The following is a 16976-nucleotide window of genomic DNA, read 5'->3' as shown; positions in this document are numbered from 1 at the left end:
TTTCCCAAACCCACGATTAATCTCATGGTTTACTCAAGAATCCTCAGTCTAATCACTCGTTTTTAAGGCTCAACCCAACCATCAATCAATGCAACTCAGTGGAAATAAGCTGCCTCGGCATTAATCCCTGTGTTTTGACGAACATATAACTCATCCCATAACTCTTCGGCTCGCCGATCACGGGTGATTAATGAAAATAACATGGTGACCAAGAAACCCAAAGGCACTGAAATCAAGCCGGGGTTTCTTAATTGAAACCAAGGTTTTTCTAAGCCCATCATACTGGTGGTTTGGCCTGCAAACTTTTTCAAATCCGCTTCCGCTTTGGACACGGTGGCTTTTAAACTGGTAATTTCCCGCGCTTTGGCCGCTTTAGCCGTTTCATCGGCGAGCGCAGTCAAGGCATTTTCAGCGGCGGTCAGTTGCTCACGCGCACCTAATTTCGCAGGAGTTGCCGGTGCTGCTTTCACGGCTTTTTTACAATCAGCGCTAGCAAACAACTCGCATATGAACCCACCTTGAGCTGGAGCAGCTACAATCGCTTCTTTAGCTGGCTCACCATCGAGGATTTTTTTCGCTTCAGTGACTTTAGCTAAGGGATAGGTCATATTAGGTGACAACAGAACTAATAAAATGGCCGAACCCGCTCCCGCAATCATGCCCGCGACCACCCCCCAAGTATTGGTTTTCTTCCAATACAAGGTTAAAAACACGGCGGGCAAATTAGACGAAGCGGCCACTGCAAAGGCTAAGGCCACTAAATGGGCGACATTTTGCCCCTTAGCAGCGATCCCCACATAAATCGCCAGTGCGCCCACAATCACTGTAGCAACCCGAGCAGCGGTAATCTGCTCTTTAGAAGAGGCTTGCTCGCCACGGAATACGCCAACATATAAATCATGTGACATGGCTGAAGCAGAGGCCAACACCAAGCCAGCCACCACTGCAACAATCGTGGCAAAAGCGACTGCAGCCACAAAAGCTAGAAAGAGATTACCTAACATGGAATCAGCCCCGCCGCCAATATATTGGGCTAACAAGGGTGCAGCCATATTACCGCCGGGATCGAAACTGGCAATCTTCGCAGCGGTCACATTCATCGCCGCGCCTAATCCTAAGAATAAGGTCAACACATAGAAACCACCAATGATCGCCATCGCCCAAATTACTGATTTACGCGCATCTTGTGCTGTTGGTACGGTGAAAAAACGCATGAGAATATGTGGCATCCCTGCCGTACCCAACACTAAAGCTAAACCTAATGAAATTTGGTCAATTGGATTTTTCAGATATAAACCCGGCTCTAAGAAACGCTGACCAAGTTCCGCTGGTGTCATATTAGTGGCTGCATCACCGACTAACTTAGCCACTTGATTTTGAATATCTTGATTATCGACGGCCGCTTGCAAGAAGCCGGGGAATGAGAAACCGTACTGCCCCCAAGTAAAAATGACGAGCAAAATCGAAGCCGTGACTAATAGAATCGCTTTAATGATTTGCACCCAAGTCGTCGCCTTCATCCCACCAAAGACCACATAAGTCAACATCAAGGCACCCACTACGATCACTGAGATTTCATAGTCGATACCAATCAGGGTTTTAACGAGCACTCCCCCACCGACCATTTGTGCCGTGAGATAAAAAGTCGAAACAGTCACTGTTGAAATCGCCGCAATGATTTTCGCGGCCTTCGGATTATTGCGAAACGCTAAAATATCACCGAGGGTATATTTACCAATATTCCGGCATGGCTCAGCAATAATCAGCAAGACAGCAATATAGGCCACCAACCATCCCACAGAATACATAAAGCCATCATAACCGTAGAGCGAAATCAAACCCGCAATACCTAAAAAAGAGGCTGCTGATAAATAATCGCCTGCAATCGCCCAACCATTTTGCATGCCGGAAACCGACCGCCCCGCTGCATAAAAATCGGTAGCCGAATGAGTTTCTTTGGCGGCGCGATAAGTGACAAACATGGTCAGCGCAATAATCGCACCGAATACAATAAAGGTTAGCCATTTATATTGAGGAGCAACCGCGCCTGCATCTGCAGCCAAAGTAACTGGGCTAATCAACATCAACCCTAGTAAAGACATTCGCATCCACCACCATTTGCTCATTGATTCACCTTATCGAATTAATTCAGCATCACGAACGATGTCAGCCACCATTGCATCAAACTCACGGTTAGCGCGATGCGTATAAATAAATGCAACCGCCCAAGCCACCACGAACTCAGACAAAGCAAACAAAATACCAAAATTCATGGCACCCCAGACCTTAGTTTTAAACAATTCAGGGAAGTAAGCTGCACCGATCGGCAATAAGAAGTAATAAATGAGTGAGAAAATCATCAAGCCCCAGAGGAAAGTCGTTTTTCTTTTATGCAAAGCCTGAAAGCGCGGGTCTTTATCTATAGCAGCCCAGTTAACTGTTATTGTCATGTTATGCTGACTCCTCCCTTTATAACAAAACCGTGCCTTGCAAGGATGCGTAGACATGCATAGAAAACGTGTGCTTAGCGATACTTTAGAGCAAACATTAGTGAACCGAAGCAGCCCGATGATGTCACTTGAGATGTAAAAAAGGTGTAAACAAACTCGGCTCTTCTGCTCACCAACCCAAAATAATCAAGCCAATAGAGCAAAGACTAAGCACGACGCAGGGAATGACTCAACGATAACATCCTACCTAGGGTTAATTTTTCCACAAGATGTAAGGTCAAGATGCAAAGTGTAGAATGCAAGTTCATAGAAAATAAACCATGACAAAGGTCAAGTTTTGAAAATCGGTACTTGGAGAATATTAGCTCCTTCCAATATAATCTCCCCCGTTTAACAGCTTTTTCACTTTTTCAGTCTTGTGTGGCGAACCTAAAGAGGTTCGATCTAAGGGAGAACAATGTGGCTTCAATTCCAAAAGATCCTTACGCTAAACCCGTTCTAATCGGTAGTTTAGTGGTTCTAGGTGCAGCAGTGGCTGTACTTGTATCGAATTTATTCAACACCATTAGCCGTAACTCTACGGTCGGTGCTCAAGATACCAGTATGTTTGAGGCCGCAGCCACTGCTAATCTAAAACCGATTGGCACAGTTGTTACTGTTGATAAATCTATCGCTCCTGTCGCACGAACTGGCGAGCAAGTCTTTAATGCAGTGTGTACGTCTTGCCATACAACCGGTGTTTTAAATGCACCGAAACTGGATGATAAAGCCGCTTGGGAACCACGTGCCGCAAAAGGCTTACAAGGTTTAGTCAGCTCAGCTACGAATGGCCTTAATCAAATGCCTGCCAAAGGGGGGGATCCGACCCTCACTGAACAGGAATTAACCGATGCTATTCTGTATATGACGGGTAAAGCAGGGATTGACCTCAGTAAAGATGCAGGTGCAGCCCCAGCCGCTGGCGCAGCGGCAACACCGGCTCCAGCAACTGCAGCTCCAGCAGCCACTACACCAACAGCTGCTCCAGCCGCTGAAGCCACCGCAACACCAGCCGTCACGACTGAAACAGCCACAGCCGAAACCACAGCAACTACTACTGCCGCTGCCCCAGCCGAAACCACAGCAGTTACTACTGCCACTGCGCCGGCCGCTGATACCGCACAACAAGCCGCTCCCACAGCCGGGATTGATGGTGAGAAGATTTATCGGAGCATTTGCTTTTCTTGCCATGATGTCGGCATTGCAAACTCACCTAAATTGGGTGATAAAGCCGCTTGGGCTCCACGCCTAGCCGCTGGCCAAGAAACTTTATATACCCATTCGCTTCAAGGCTTCAATGCCATGCCTGCTAAAGGTGGCAATCCAGCCTTATCTGATGATGAAGTGAAAGCGGCTGTTGATTGGATGACCTCACAAGCTCAGTAAAACTTCGTTTTCTGCACAACAAGGCACTGACTCAAACGCAGTGCCTTGCTATTACTGCCCATTAAAACACCCTCGCATGGACATACTGCCGAATTTAGCGACGATAGACTTTGATTTATTCTTGATACTCTTTGGAGTTGCTGTCCTAGCCGGTGGTATTGATGCCATTGCAGGTGGTGGTGGCCTATTAACGATTCCAGCGCTCTTGTGGGCTGGTTTATCGCCGCTGCAAGCCTTAGCAACGAATAAACTACAAGCCAGCTTTGGTTCTTTTACCGCCACATGGAACTACAGTCGCCAAGGCTTAATTAAGCCCTCGGAGCATCGTGCGGCAATTATTTTAAGCTTTCTCGGTGCAGCCAGTGGGGCATGGACCGTCCAAAAAATAGATCCTAGCTTTCTGGCTCAATTGATTCCCCTCTTACTGATAGCCTTTGCGCTTTATTTTATGTTTTCCCCCCAACTCGGTGAGCACGAACGCAGACAACGCATTAGTAAGAACACTTTTGCCGCCACAGCGGGTTTTAGTATTGGCTTTTATGATGGCTTTTTTGGGCCTGGCACTGGAACTTTTTTTGTAATTGCCTTTGTTACGCTCTTAGGTTACAGCTTACCTAAGGCTACTGCGGGTACTAAACTCCTTAATTTCACAAGCAATATTGCATCGCTGATACTGTTTGCATTTTCTGGTCATCTGCTTTGGCTGTTAGGCCTTACGATGGGAATTGGCCAAATAATTGGCAGTTTTATCGGTTCAAAACTGGCTATTCGGCATGGTAGTCAGCTGATCCGGCCTTTATTAGTGATCGTTTCGTTACTCGTGTCACTGCGCCTGTTACTTCAAACCTAACGCCAGATTAACAAGAATTAGCTTGAACTTTTTTTGGTCAAATCACTACTGTAGACTGTCTTGGTTAAATAAATATCAATCTAACTAGAACAAGATTCAATCTGCGTGTTTAAACGACAATATTGTAGAGGAATTACGATGAAAAGCTGTGTAACTAGTATGAGGGTACGCTGGCTTTGCCTAACAGCACTCCTAGTCCTATCTGGAAATTCATTCGGAGTACTGGTCAACGGAGTAACGGGTCAACTTAAACTGTTAGCGACCATTAATGGCGAACCCGCTTTTCGTGAAGTGGTATGGCATTTAACGCCCTTAAAGCTGACGAATAAAAATACCCGTAATATAGAACTCACGATTACGCGCCATTCAGCAGTCGTGGATTTAGAAGCGGGCAAATATCAAGTTCATGCTAGTGCTGGCAGCAAAACTGAGACACAGGTTATTACTATTGAAGAAGGTGGGACTCATCATCTAGTTTTGAACTTACGTTAAACCTTCGACCCAACACTCGAGCTAGCCGATAACTAGCTCGAATTGAAACGCAAACAAGTACAACTAAGCTAACAGAACAGCTCTCTCGTTCTCTTGCGTTAATGCCGAAAATGCCGCATACCTGTAAAAATCATTGCTATCCCCTGCTCATTAGCCGCATCAATCACTTCTTGATCACGCATCGAACCACCGGGTTGAATCACTGCTTTAATCCCGACTTTAGCGGCATTATCAATCCCATCCCGGAAGGGGAAGAATGCATCAGAGGCCATCACCGCCCCGATGAGTGCTAAGCCTGCTTGCTCGGCTTTAATCGCAGCAATTCGAGCTGAATTGACCCGACTCATCTGCCCTGCTCCAACACCAAGGGTCATATTATTTTTTGCATAGACAATCGCATTCGATTTCACAAACTTAGCGACTCGCCATGCAAATTGCAGATCATTTAATTCAGGCTCTGTCGGCTGACGCTCAGTGACTACGCTTAAACTGTCGAATAAAGCCGTATCCGCTGTTTGGACTAATAAGCCTCCATTCACCCGTTTGAAATCTAAACTCGGCTTAGCCTGAGCAGGCCAAGCTTCAAGACTGAGTAAGCGTACATTTTTCTTAGCCGCTACTACTGCCACAGCAGCTGGTGTAGGGTTCGGGGCAATAATCACTTCAACGAATTGGCGCTCCACAATCCGTTGAGCGGTTTCAGCATCTAAGGGGCGATTAAAAGCAATAATCCCACCAAAGGCTGACTCAGGATCCGTCTGATATGCACGCTCATAAGCTTCTAATAAACTCGCCCCCACTGCGACACCACAAGGGTTGGCATGCTTTACAATTACACAAGCCGGTGCCTCAAATTGCTTCACACATTCTAAAGCAGCATCCGTATCCGCAATGTTATTGTAGGATAGCTCCTTGCCTTGAATTTGTACTGCACTGGCTATACTGCCTAAGGGGGGCTTAGTTTCTGCATAAAAAGCCGCTTGCTGATGAGCATTTTCGCCATAACGTAAATCTTGCAGCTTGTTCATTTGTAGATTAAAGGTACGCGGGAATTGCACAGGAGCTGTCGGCGTGCCACCCGCGACTCGTGAGCCAAAATAATTGGCAATCATTCCGTCATAACCTGCGGTATGCTCAAAGGCTTTAATCGCTAAATCCAAACGAGTGTCTAGACTAATCCGCCCTGCCTCTTGCTGCATTTCTGCTTGAATACGCGGGTAGTCAGCTGGATTCACTACAATCGTCACATGGGCATGATTTTTAGCACTCGCCCGTACCATTGTAGGCCCGCCAATATCAATATTTTCTATCGCCTCTTCTAAGCTGCAATCAGGCTTAGCTACCGTCGCTTCAAACGGATAAAGATTCACGACAATTAAATCAATCCGCCCGATGCCATGCTCGGCCATCACGGCATCATCCGTGCCACGCCGCCCTAGAATCCCACCATGAATTTTTGGATGCAAGGTTTTCACTCGTCCATCCATCATTTCTGGAAACCCTGTGTGCTTAGACACCTCAATCACAGGGATTTGATGATCTGCTAACAGCTTAGCTGTTCCCCCTGTGGAGAGTAGCTCGACACCTTGAGTATGCAGAAACTGAGCTAGCTCCAGAATGCCCGTTTTATCAGACACACTCAGTAAAGCACGGGTGACAGGTAAATTTGAATGATTAGCAGAACTCGTCATGGGGTTGAAATCCGGGGTCAAAGAAAAGCGCCTATTGTAGCGACTTGCTCAGGGCAGGCAACTCTACAACGCGAACTATTCAACCGCTAGGTTTAGTGTATTTCATCCCCCAGCAGAGACCTGCCAACCTTAATTTCAGTTATTTTTCGTAAAGATTTCAGGACAACCAGCCTAATTTGGCAGGAAGCTAGTAGCACTCAATTAGCAGAGTGTAAGGAGGGAAAAACGATGAAACTTAAGTCTCTACTGGCTTATTTAGCACTGATTTTAGGCAGTCAACAAGCAACTCTCGCAGCAGATTTGCAGCCTACTGCTGATCAAACACCAAGTAACTTAGCAAGTTCAGCTGCTAGCCTCACCCGCGCTACCGGGGTAAACCCGAAAATATATGGCAAAACTATCGGTAACTGGGGGCATGCTTGGTGGGAATGGGCATTCAATATTCCTAAAGCGAATAACCCCTTGTTTCAAAATGGCGCTATGGATTGCTCGGTTGGCCAAAAAGGTAAAGTTTGGTTTCTAGCCGGGAACTTTGGTGAAACGAGTAGCCGCTCTTGTACGATTCCGCAAGGAAAAGCCTTGTTTTTCCCGATCTATAATAGTGTTTGGTGGACACCTGCACCCGGTACAGAGATAGGCTGTAAAGATGAAACCGACTGTCGCCAAGCAGTTAACGCCAGTATTTTAAGCATGCAAACGTATACTTGTCGAATCAATGGGGAAGCTTGCATCTGGCACTATCCTATCGTGCGTGCCCAATCTGAAAACTTACCGTTTAAGATGAATGCTGACTCTATTTTAGTGACTGAATATGAAGAAATACCAGTGACTCGCGAAACCTCTATTTCAGACGGTTACTGGGTCATGCTCCCTCCACTCCCGGTTGGGAATCATAGAATTCGTTTTACTGCTAAAGCCACTGATTTCGCCCTAGATGTGACTTATAAACTCAGCGTTCAATAGGTAGATAGGCCACTAATGAGTTAATAACTCAGGTTATAGAGGTATCCGGCATCCGTCTTGCGAGAGCGATGCCGGATTAAAGACGATTAGTGCGGCTTCTTACCATGCTCCGCTTGATAATGAGCAGCATACCAATCCGGTTTGTTGAAATCAGTATCATAAATAAACTCAGCCACGGCTTGTAAATCAGCATCACTGAGCTGTGCTTGAGCAGGCATCAAGCCGAACTTTTTCACGGCGCCTGGCATTAACACATCATTGGGATTGGGTGCTTTCACCCAAGTAACCACGCGCTGAATAAAAGCGGCTCGCTCTGGGTAGGCTTTAATCACATGATCCTTCACCCCAAACAAAGGTGGAGCCACACTACCCTCTTCTTTAGCCGCCAAGGCATGGCAGCTCATACAGGCGGATTGATATACCTTGGCACCTGGGTGGTTAAGTTTAGTTAAATCAGCGACCGGATGGCCTGAGCCATGCTGCTCATGACTAGAACAAGCCGCGACCATCAAGGCGATGATGCCCATTGCAAAACCGATTTTAATTTTCATCTTCAGGTTTAAACTCGCTAAATATTAAAACAAACATCCTATAAGCAATGGATGGAATCCGCCTATAGGACATTTGTCTTACAGACCTAAAGCGAGCGGTTTTGTATCCTCAAAGCATCTATCTCTCATGGAGCTAAGCCTGATCACGAAAGTGACAGGTCTCCTCTTATTGCGTACTATCCTGACCGGAAAACGATCAGGGCTATCGGTAACTCCTCATGATTCTAAGCAATAATTTACACTCTCGTTTTATTCCACCGCGCTATCATGCCTATCTGTGGGTACTGGGGCTGTTTTTACTGATTAATTTTGTCACCCGTGTGGGGTTGATGATTTTTGAGGGCGACCCTAGTTATTTCACCCTGAGTGGGTTACTTCCCATTTTATGGGCGGGTTTCATTTATGATTTAAATACAGGCTTTTATATCCTCATCCCGTTTCTGCTCCTGGCTTTAGTCTTGGGCAATGGCCCGAAACGACGCTGGTTACATGCTGTACTGGCTACAGGTTTATTAGGTTTAGCAGTTTTTGGCTTTTTATTCACCGCACTGGCAGAGGCAACCTTCTGGAACGAGTTTTCTTCCCGCTTTAACTTTATAGCAGTCGATTATCTGATCTATACCCGTGAAGTCTTAGGCAATATTTGGCAATCCTATCCGGTGACTGGATTATTACTCGGGCTAGGAGTCGTTGCTTTAGGCTTATTGTGGTGGGTGTATCCACCGTTTTGGCGTGCCGCTAGTGCTGATGGTGGTTCTTTGCCTAAACGCCTGTTGATGAGTTTACTGTTCTTATGCCTACCCGTTTTGAGCTTTTTCTTGGTGAATGACCATTGGCGCGATAGTTTTACACGCCCCGCTGAACGAGAGCTAGCGAGCAATGGCTATTATGAGTTTATGCGTGCTTTTCGCAATAATGATCTGGATTATTTTAAATTTTACAAAACCCTAACCACTGCGCAAGCCAACCAACTGTTACAACACGCTTTTCATCAAGGCCAGCCTGAACTCAAGTTTGAACCCAACCCTATGCCCACAGCACACCGGGTTCAGCCAACGGCTGCCACTTTAGACAAGCATGTGGTGCTCATTTCTATTGAAAGCTTAGGGGCTGATTTTGTTGAGTCCTTCGGTGGCAAAGCTGGATTAACACCGAATTTGGATCGTTTAGCCCAAGCAGGCCTACGCTTTAATCAATTGTATGCCACCGGTTTACGTACCGTGCGGGGCTTAGAGGCCATCACTTTAGCTATTCCACCCACCCCCGGCCATGCAGTTCCTGCCCGCCAACATAATACTGGCTTACAAAGTTTAGGCGGAGTTTTAAAGCAAAACGGTTATGCACCTTTCTATATTTATGGTGGCTATAGCTATTTTGATAATATGGAAAATTTCTTTACGGGCAATGGCTATCAAGTGATTGACCGTACTGATGTTGCACCAGCCGATATTCATCATGAAACTATCTGGGGCATTGCTGATGAAGATATTTTGCACCATGCGATTGGCGTGATCAATCAACAAACCGCACAGGGGCAAAAAGTTTTCGCGCATATTATGACCACTTCGAATCATCGCCCCTTCACTTATCCCGAAGGGCGCATTGATATTCCGTCTGGTAGTGGGCGCGAGGGTGCGGTAAAATACACCGATTGGGCAATCGGTAATTTTATGCGCGAAGCAAGTCAACAACCTTGGTTTAAAGATACGTTGTTTGTCTTCGTGGCTGATCACACTTCTCATGGACGCGGGCGCACCGATTTACCGCCAGAAAACTATCGGATTCCCATGATTATTTATGCCCCCGCTTGGATTCAGCCACAACAGTTTGATGATTTAGCCTCACAAATTGATGTAGCACCGACTATTTTAGGCTTATTGAATCTTGCCTATGTTTCCGAATTTTATGGGCAGGATATTCGCTTGGCGGCTAAGCAACATCAACGCGCTTTTATGGCAAATTATTTAACAGTGGGTTATTTGAAAAATGGTAAGGTCATTGAATTAATGCCAAAGCAAACCACCCAAGTCATTGATGCTAAAACAGGCCAAGCACTTCCAGCCGAACCCACCACAACAGATGAAGCGATTGCCTATTATCAAACCGCAGCAGCCCGCCTGAATGCCTTACAAAAAAAACCATAATCTCGTGCTAAAGGCACGTGTTGCGCTGGGTGTTTGGCTGTTGTCTAGCTTTAGCTTTACGCTCAGTCAGGCTAATGAGTTGCCTTGTCGTGCATGGCAAGCAGCCGATGAGAGGGCGAGTGATTTAAAAGTCGGTGCTATTCACATTGAGGCGGGTAATATTTTTAATCCGCAGTTACCCAAAGAAAATCACTGGTATCATCATCTTACCAATCAACTACATAGCAAAACTCAAGATCAAGTCATTGCTCAAACTTTACTGGTGAAAACCGGTGATCCATTCGATCTAGCACTGATCGCCGAATCTGAACGTTTATTGCGTAGCCGTAAGCATCTGAAAGATGTACAGATTACCCTAGAACGGGTTTGCGCTAAACAAGTGGAACTGCGAGTTACCACCACCGATAACTGGACTTTAGCTCCTGCTGTGTCTTTTGGGCGTTCTGGTGGAGAAAACTCTAAAAGCTTTAGTCTTGAAGAGCATAATCTGTTAGGTTTAGGCAAAGAGCTCAGTCTTAGTTTTAAACAGGATGCGCAGCGTAATCAAACCAAATTGAGTTATAACGACCCTCAAGTACTGGGCAGTCGTTATCAATTAGCCCTTGGCCTACAAAATAATAGCGATGGCAAAGGTCATCAACTCAGTATCGGCCTACCTTTTTATAAATTAGCTGAGCAAAATGCTTGGGGATTTGAAAGCACTCGTTTGCGCCAGCAAGTACCTTATTACACAGCGGGTGTCGTCACACAAAAAATCGGGGTAGCCAATCAACAGGCTGCGATTTTCTATGGCTGGTCAAAAACGAAATCACCTCAATTGACGGAGCGTTATCGGTTTGGCTGGCAACAAGAAAACCGCAGTTATTTTGCGACTGACACTGCGCCCATCACGCCCCCCGCCGTGCAACAAGCTTATCCTTGGCTTAGCTATGAGCTGATTGAAGACCATTTCACTAAACGTGAAAACTTTAAGACGATGGGGCGCACTGAAGATATTGCACTCGGCCATCAATTTTTAATTCAAGCGGGTGTGTTGCATCCAAACTTTGGTTCAGATGCTAGCTATTTCAAACTATTGACCCACTACAGCAAAGGTTATAGCCCTGCCAACAATCAAATCAGTTTAGTCACCGCTGATGCCACGGCTTGGTTCGGGGATGGCCCTTATCGGGGTTTACGCGCTAAGCTCAGTGCCGAATGGAATTTATACAGCTCGGCTCAGGCTAGTTGGCATCTAAGCGGTGAACTACACACGGCCGATAACCTTCAACCGGGTGAGCAATTGTTATTAGGGGGTGATCAGGGCTTAAGGGGTTATCCGGCAGGTTATCGCTCTGGCGAACAGAGTGCCCTCGTCAATGCTGAGCGGCGCTTTTATTTTAAACAAACCCCCTTAGGTTTAATTAAACTCGGTGCAGCCGTCTTTGTGGATGCGGGTACGATCTGGGGCAATGGGCAAAAAGCGCAGTGGTTTGGTGATGCTGGGATTGGTTTACGCCTAATGCCCACCCGCGCAAGTAGCGGAAAAATCATTCATGTGGATCTAGCAGTTCCCTTCTCGACCCATGGGAAAATAGATAAGTATCAAATTTTAGTAGGAACAGGCGCTGAGTTCTAAGCAAACTAACAAGGTTCTAGCCTACTTATCACCTTGATTACTTTAGTCATCAGCCAGCCAATTCAAAGCCCTAGCTTTAGCTCAACGCCGGAAAAAGCTTTTAATCGAGCTTAAACGAGTTTTGATCCGAACACTCAGATTAGTCAGCACCGAACTCGTCGGGGCGATGTCCTTCGCCGCTTGCACCTTAAGCAAAGTAGGCTGAGCACGGAATTGATCCACTTGTTTAATCGCAGCCTCTAAATGATGTTGTAATACCTTAGGGCGCAAGGGGTGAAAAATCACTCGAAACACCCGTGCTGAATTCACCAAATCAATAATCGTTTCCGAATCGCCTAAGCGAGCAACCGCCAACGACACCACATGGGGATGCTCTTTTTTCAGTAAACAGAGAAAACCAAAATTATCGCGATCAATACCATCAATACTCGCAACGATTACCCCAACCTCATGATGTTCCATTAAAGCTAAAGCATCCTCAGGCGTGCGCGCGGCCAAGACTTGAGAGCGTGGATTACCTAACTCTTGAAAAGTGGCAAATAATTGCAGCTCACGATCCACAAATAATAAGGCGAGGTTTTCCGGCCAAGTGAGTGGTTCATGCGGTATTTTTTCAGGTTTGGTTTGAGTTTGAGTTTGAGTTTGAGTTTGAGCAGGTAGGCTAGGTGCTGCGGTTGTTGGCTTGAATGGACTAGCCTCTGTTAATTCTGGTTTTGGCAACGGGTCGAGGGTAGCTAAATCCAAGCCAATTTTGACTGCACTAGCAATCAACTCCCGTAATTCCTCGCTATCCCACGGCTTGCAGATATAACGATAAACCTCCCCTTCATTCACTGAACCGACAATGGCAGCTAGATCAGAAAATCCTGTCAACAAAATGCGTACTGTATGTGGAGAATGCTCCTTAGCTTGGCGCAACAGCTCGACGCCTTGCATAATCGGCATCCGTTGATCACTCACTAACAAGTGGTAATGATGGCGTTTGAGTAACTCAACCGCGTGATAACCATCGGTGGTAACGGTGACCTCATATTCCATCCGAAATAACGCCCGCAAACTATTCAAAATTCGCTCTTCGTCATCCACGAACAGGATTTTTGGCTTAGGAGCAGTCTGTGAGTGTTCCTGTGATAAACGCCGCAACCGAGCTAATTGCACAATATTGGATGGAGCACCTTGGCTCATGTTATTCCTCCTTGATTAAGTTCACTGAGTTCTTGCTCTCGATGGGCTTGATACTCACGAGGCAGCTCTACAGTAAAACAAGTGCCAACACCCAACACCGAATCAACTGTAATCTTGCCGCCATGTTCTTTGACGATCCGCTGGACAATGGATAAACCTAAACCAGTCCCCTCGCCAACTTTTTTGGTGGTAAAAAAAGGATCAAAAATTTGAGATAAATGATCAGGATGGATACCTTGACCATTGTCTTTGACTTCAATGGCTAGCCCCTGCTCCGTCGGGCGCGTAACAATCGTGACGACTCCCGTTTCTTCCGTCGTCGCTTGGCAGGCATTATTGATCAAGTTCAGCAAGACTTGGTTAATTTGCGAAGGGGAGCACATAATCAAGGGTACAGCACCTAACTGCTGCTCAATTCGCCGATGTTTGACAATATTACGGGCAATCTTCAGTGTACTCTCAATCCCCTCATTGACATTAAACTCAGCGACCTTGGCACGATCAAGGCGGCTAAAGTCTTTCAAATTACTGACAATCTCTGCAATTTGCCCAATGCCATGTAGGCCATCATCCAACAGCCCATTGATCTCACTGATGGCCTCCGTCTCGACAAAGGCACTGGAGATTTCCTGCACGGTAGCAAATTGCTCGGCCAACTGCTGCTCATGACTTGCCTCATCGCCAGCAGGTTCTTCCGTCATTAAGTTCATCAAACCTGAGGTTTCATTCACAAGGGCATCGACATCCTCCATCCGTGCACTGAGAATTTCCAAGCCGCCCTTCACATACGCTAAGGGTGTATTGATCTCATGTGCAATCCCCGCCACCATTTGCCCTAATGAGGCCATTTTTTCAGATTGAATTAATTGCAATTGGGATTCACGCAAATTCGCCAAGGCAGCCGATAAATCACGAGTACGCTCAGCAACACGCTGCTCTAAGAAAGCATTGGCTTGATCTAAAGACCGATAACTACGCCACACCGCTAACATCGCCAAAGCCAATAACAATAGCAAACCAGCCGAATAAGCGATTAAAGCGATTCGCCACTGCTCTTTTTCTTTTAAAGCTGCCTCAAAGCTCTGCTCAAACTGTGCTGCTAATTGATCAATCCGCGCCGTAATCGGGACTTGTTCAATACTAGCTAGTACCTGATCCTCACTTTCTTTTTGTTTTAAGACGGTACGCGCATGATTCACGATCATATCGACTTGCGCTTGAATCTGTTCAGGGTAACTGGTGCTGGGTTGGGCTGCTAAGTTATCCAGTAAACCTTCCACACGGGTTTTAATCGCTTCATCCGGGGCAAGATTATATTTGAGTAATTCGGTGAGCATTTCATTCGCCGTGGCCTCGAGCTTAGTTAGGTTGGAGCTAAATGCATTTGGTGTAGCGGTCTGCCCGGTATTATTAATCCCGATTGATGCATCCGATAAAGTCACTGCCACAATTTGATCACGGAGTTGCCCGACTGCGGTCGGTAAGAAGCGCAGGGAGTTTTTTAACAGCGCATTTTGCATTTTGAAACGATCAACCAAATTGATCTTATCATTGATAGCGGCGCGCAATTCATCGGCAGCTTGTTTGATTCCACTCGCATCCGCTTGGTTAACCGCTGCCATTAAAGCAGGTTGATTTTTCTGCAACCATTGTAAAGGTGTGGTCACCTGATCATAGTTTTTGTTGATGCCCATTTTGGAACGCAAAATATCCAGATTCCACGTCGCATCGACTTGTTTCAACTCACGCAATTGGCTATTCACCTGCTGAATAGCGGTGGTATCAATGGATTGAGTTTTTTGTACCAAAGCCCATAAAATCGCAATTAGCCCGACACTGACGAGGACTAACAACAGCCTACGCAAGATACGCTTCATGGCTTGACCTCGGTTGTTTCCCCGCTGAGGCTCGTGAGGAATTTGACAATCAGGCGTTTATCCGTCGCTGAAGCCGTTCGCCCTAGTTGATGGCGAAACATCACATCGACCGCCGCGTCTAAAGTATCGGTCATGCCATCGTGGAAATACGGCGCAGTCAAGGCGACATTCCGCAACGAGGGTACTTTAAAGACATGCTTATCAGCTTCTTGCTGAGTCACATTGAAACGCCCCAAATCAGCGGTACTTACCCCACCTCGCTTGGCAAAATAATCGTCCATAACCCCAAACTTCTGAAACATATTCCCACCAATATTCACACCTTGATGGCAAGCAACACAGCCATAATCTTTAAATAATTGATAGCCCTTTAGCTCATCCTCTTCTAAAGCTTTAGCATCACCCAACAGGTAACGGTCAAACCGTGAAGGAGTTAATAGCGAGCGTTGATAACTCGCCAAGGCATTTTGAATACTCGTTGCTTGCAAACCTTCTTGGGGATAAACAGCTTTGAACTCAGCCACTAAAGCGGCATCCGTTGACAAGATGGTTAATAAGTCGCCCCAATTCATATCCAGCTCACGGGCATCATGGACGACCTTATCAACTTGATCTTCCAAGCTGTCCGAACGTCCATCCCAAAACTGGCGAAAATTCATGCCACTATTGAAAATACTGGGCGCATTAATCACCCCGACTTGTTGACGAACACCGATTGAATTTTTTCGCCCATCTGCTCCACCTTTGCTTAAACTATGACAAGAGATACAAGCTGTACTATTGTCTTTAGAAAAGCGGGTATCTTGAAATAAGCGCTCGCCTAGCTTGATTTTCTTAGGGTCTAGCTGCAAGGATTCAAGTGAGGGCAGCGGGCTGATCGGCTCACCGACTAAAGGTTCAGCTGCCACGGACACCGATGCAGCGAAGAACATGGAGCCCAAGAGTAAATGAGCGGAGAATATTGGCAAGCGCTGCCGTCCCCAACCACAATCCAGTGGAGTAAACATCCTTAAGATCCTTCTCGTGTAAAATATCCTGAATAAAGAGCGGTTATTTTTGTTTTAACTGATAGGAGTATAGTGCGGAGTTATAGATTTATTGGGTGATAATTGATCAAAATCAAAAACAGTACAGAGCGCTCAGGATAGCTCTCGTGTTGACCTACTCAAGCATTTAAACCTTACAAGAAATCTTCAAAAAACCACGCTGCAAATTCATGGCGACTACTTAAACCCGATTTCCGATAAATAGCGGTTGCTTGCTGACGGACTGTTTTTTCTTTGGTATTGCGGACATTAGCAATCTCATCAAAGCTCAATCCCTTCAGTAATAAGGAGGCGACTTCTTTTTCACTTGGAGTGAGTTGCCAAGTCTCAAATTGCTTTTGAATGACTTGCGAATACGCTTGCCCTGCAGCACTAATCTGCTGGCGTGCTTCTGAAAGATCATCCTTCGTCTGAGCTAATTGAGCTTTAATTGCATCCAATTCACGTTGGCGCTTAATAAAAGCTTGCAGTAGATAAGCAATCCCTCCCACTGACATCAATACCACTAAGGCTTCAATGCTTAAGTGCCAAGCTTCCGTGCCTTCAAGGTAATCACTGATTAAGTCACTCGTGGTTAAAAGTGTGATGATAATTAACAGCACCACAAAAAATACTTCCTGACTGCGAAATCGCCACATGCTGCTGCATCCATCCCTGTTATGAGACATTTATCTAATTGCATTA

14 protein-coding genes are annotated in these 16976 nt (G+C 46.0%); 6 read left to right on the top strand and 8 right to left on the bottom strand.

Annotated features, from left to right (window positions below):
* Positions 1-95 precede the first annotated feature (95 nt).
* Entirely contained in the window at positions 96-2126 is a 2031-nt protein-coding gene (locus tag B5D50_RS08940) for a solute symporter family protein (RefSeq protein WP_078922258.1), read from the bottom strand.
* 9 nt (positions 2127-2135) lie between these two features.
* Positions 2136-2450, bottom strand: a complete 315-nt coding sequence (locus B5D50_RS08935) for a DUF485 domain-containing protein (protein ID WP_078922257.1) — start codon at positions 2448-2450, stop codon at positions 2136-2138.
* Between the two features lie 459 nt (positions 2451-2909).
* On the opposite strand from B5D50_RS08935, the gene B5D50_RS08930 reads away from it, so the two are divergent.
* The 3 genes from B5D50_RS08930 to B5D50_RS08920 all read left to right on the top strand — a co-directional run bounded on the left by B5D50_RS08930 (position 2910) and on the right by B5D50_RS08920 (position 5217).
* A complete protein-coding gene (locus B5D50_RS08930) occupies positions 2910-3875 on the top strand; it encodes a c-type cytochrome (protein WP_078922256.1) in 966 nt (321 codons plus the stop codon).
* Between the two features lie 76 nt (positions 3876-3951).
* The gene (locus B5D50_RS08925) at positions 3952-4725 is read left to right on the top strand and encodes a TSUP family transporter (protein WP_078922255.1); all 774 of its coding nucleotides are present in this window, start codon (positions 3952-3954) and stop codon (positions 4723-4725) included.
* Between the two features lie 138 nt (positions 4726-4863).
* A complete protein-coding gene (locus tag B5D50_RS08920; protein ID WP_078922254.1) occupies positions 4864-5217 on the top strand; it encodes a hypothetical protein in 354 nt (117 codons plus the stop codon).
* Between the two features lie 98 nt (positions 5218-5315).
* On the opposite strand, the gene purH is transcribed toward B5D50_RS08920, so the two are convergent.
* On the bottom strand, positions 5316-6908 hold the full coding sequence (gene purH, locus B5D50_RS08915) for a bifunctional phosphoribosylaminoimidazolecarboxamide formyltransferase/IMP cyclohydrolase (protein ID WP_078922253.1): 1593 nt from the start codon (positions 6906-6908) through the stop codon (positions 5316-5318).
* A 228-nt stretch (positions 6909-7136) separates the two neighbouring features.
* Here purH and B5D50_RS08910 point away from each other — a divergent pair, with 228 nt between their 5' ends.
* On the top strand, positions 7137-7871 hold the full coding sequence (locus B5D50_RS08910) for a hypothetical protein (RefSeq protein WP_078922252.1): 735 nt from the start codon (positions 7137-7139) through the stop codon (positions 7869-7871).
* An 86-nt stretch (positions 7872-7957) separates the two neighbouring features.
* On the opposite strand, the gene B5D50_RS08905 is transcribed toward B5D50_RS08910, so the two are convergent.
* Entirely contained in the window at positions 7958-8422 is a 465-nt protein-coding gene (locus B5D50_RS08905; RefSeq protein ID WP_078922251.1) for a c-type cytochrome, read from the bottom strand.
* Between the two features lie 218 nt (positions 8423-8640).
* Between B5D50_RS08905 and B5D50_RS08900 the strand changes: the two genes are divergently transcribed.
* Together B5D50_RS08900 and B5D50_RS08895 are read left to right on the top strand one after the other, a co-directional pair.
* The gene (locus B5D50_RS08900; RefSeq protein WP_078922250.1) at positions 8641-10566 is read left to right on the top strand and encodes an LTA synthase family protein; all 1926 of its coding nucleotides are present in this window, start codon (positions 8641-8643) and stop codon (positions 10564-10566) included.
* A complete protein-coding gene (locus B5D50_RS08895) occupies positions 10544-12184 on the top strand; it encodes a BamA/TamA family outer membrane protein (protein ID WP_078922249.1) in 1641 nt (546 codons plus the stop codon). Before B5D50_RS08900 ends, B5D50_RS08895 begins: the two co-directional genes overlap by 23 nt.
* An 81-nt stretch (positions 12185-12265) precedes the next feature.
* On the opposite strand, the gene B5D50_RS08890 is transcribed toward B5D50_RS08895, so the two are convergent.
* From B5D50_RS08890 to B5D50_RS08875, 4 genes are all read right to left on the bottom strand, one after another.
* Complete coding sequence (locus B5D50_RS08890; protein WP_078922248.1) at positions 12266-13369, bottom strand: response regulator; 1104 nt, start codon at positions 13367-13369, stop codon at positions 12266-12268.
* Positions 13366-15246: a DAHL domain-containing protein gene (locus B5D50_RS08885; protein WP_078922247.1), complete on the bottom strand. Its 1881-nt coding sequence runs from the start codon at positions 15244-15246 to the stop codon at positions 13366-13368. The genes B5D50_RS08890 and B5D50_RS08885 overlap by 4 nt, the downstream gene beginning before the upstream one ends.
* Positions 15243-16253, bottom strand: a complete 1011-nt coding sequence (locus B5D50_RS08880) for a cytochrome-c peroxidase (RefSeq protein WP_078922246.1) — start codon at positions 16251-16253, stop codon at positions 15243-15245. Before B5D50_RS08880 ends, B5D50_RS08885 begins: the two co-directional genes overlap by 4 nt.
* 173 nt (positions 16254-16426) lie before the next feature.
* Positions 16427-16930: a helix-turn-helix transcriptional regulator gene (locus B5D50_RS08875; protein WP_078922245.1), complete on the bottom strand. Its 504-nt coding sequence runs from the start codon at positions 16928-16930 to the stop codon at positions 16427-16429.
* Positions 16931-16976 lie beyond the last annotated feature (46 nt).

Origin of the sequence: Thiothrix eikelboomii (genome assembly GCF_900167255.1) — a bacterium.
Lineage (GTDB): Bacteria > Pseudomonadota > Gammaproteobacteria > Thiotrichales > Thiotrichaceae > Thiolinea > Thiolinea eikelboomii.
Note: the sequence above shows the minus strand (reverse complement) of the source record. Positions and strands in the feature narration are given on the sequence as shown.

Excerpts from the sequence above, each read along its gene's own strand:
- B5D50_RS08940 (WP_078922258.1), bottom strand. The coding sequence starts at position 2,126 with ATGAGCAAATGGTGGTGGATGCGAATGTCTTTACTAGGGTTGATGTTG.
- B5D50_RS08935 (WP_078922257.1), bottom strand. The coding sequence starts at position 2,450 with ATGACAATAACAGTTAACTGGGCTGCTATAGATAAAGACCCGCGCTTT.
- B5D50_RS08925 (WP_078922255.1), top strand. The coding sequence starts at position 3,952 with ATGGACATACTGCCGAATTTAGCGACGATAGACTTTGATTTATTCTTG.
- B5D50_RS08920 (WP_078922254.1), top strand. The coding sequence starts at position 4,864 with ATGAAAAGCTGTGTAACTAGTATGAGGGTACGCTGGCTTTGCCTAACA.
- purH (WP_078922253.1), bottom strand. The coding sequence starts at position 6,908 with ATGACGAGTTCTGCTAATCATTCAAATTTACCTGTCACCCGTGCTTTA.
- B5D50_RS08910 (WP_078922252.1), top strand. The coding sequence starts at position 7,137 with ATGAAACTTAAGTCTCTACTGGCTTATTTAGCACTGATTTTAGGCAGT.
- B5D50_RS08905 (WP_078922251.1), bottom strand. The coding sequence starts at position 8,422 with ATGAAAATTAAAATCGGTTTTGCAATGGGCATCATCGCCTTGATGGTC.
- B5D50_RS08900 (WP_078922250.1), top strand. The coding sequence starts at position 8,641 with ATGATTCTAAGCAATAATTTACACTCTCGTTTTATTCCACCGCGCTAT.
- B5D50_RS08895 (WP_078922249.1), top strand. The coding sequence starts at position 10,544 with ATGCCTTACAAAAAAAACCATAATCTCGTGCTAAAGGCACGTGTTGCG.
- B5D50_RS08890 (WP_078922248.1), bottom strand. The coding sequence starts at position 13,369 with ATGAGCCAAGGTGCTCCATCCAATATTGTGCAATTAGCTCGGTTGCGG.
- B5D50_RS08885 (WP_078922247.1), bottom strand. The coding sequence starts at position 15,246 with ATGAAGCGTATCTTGCGTAGGCTGTTGTTAGTCCTCGTCAGTGTCGGG.
- B5D50_RS08880 (WP_078922246.1), bottom strand. The coding sequence starts at position 16,253 with ATGTTTACTCCACTGGATTGTGGTTGGGGACGGCAGCGCTTGCCAATA.
- B5D50_RS08875 (WP_078922245.1), bottom strand. The coding sequence starts at position 16,930 with ATGTGGCGATTTCGCAGTCAGGAAGTATTTTTTGTGGTGCTGTTAATT.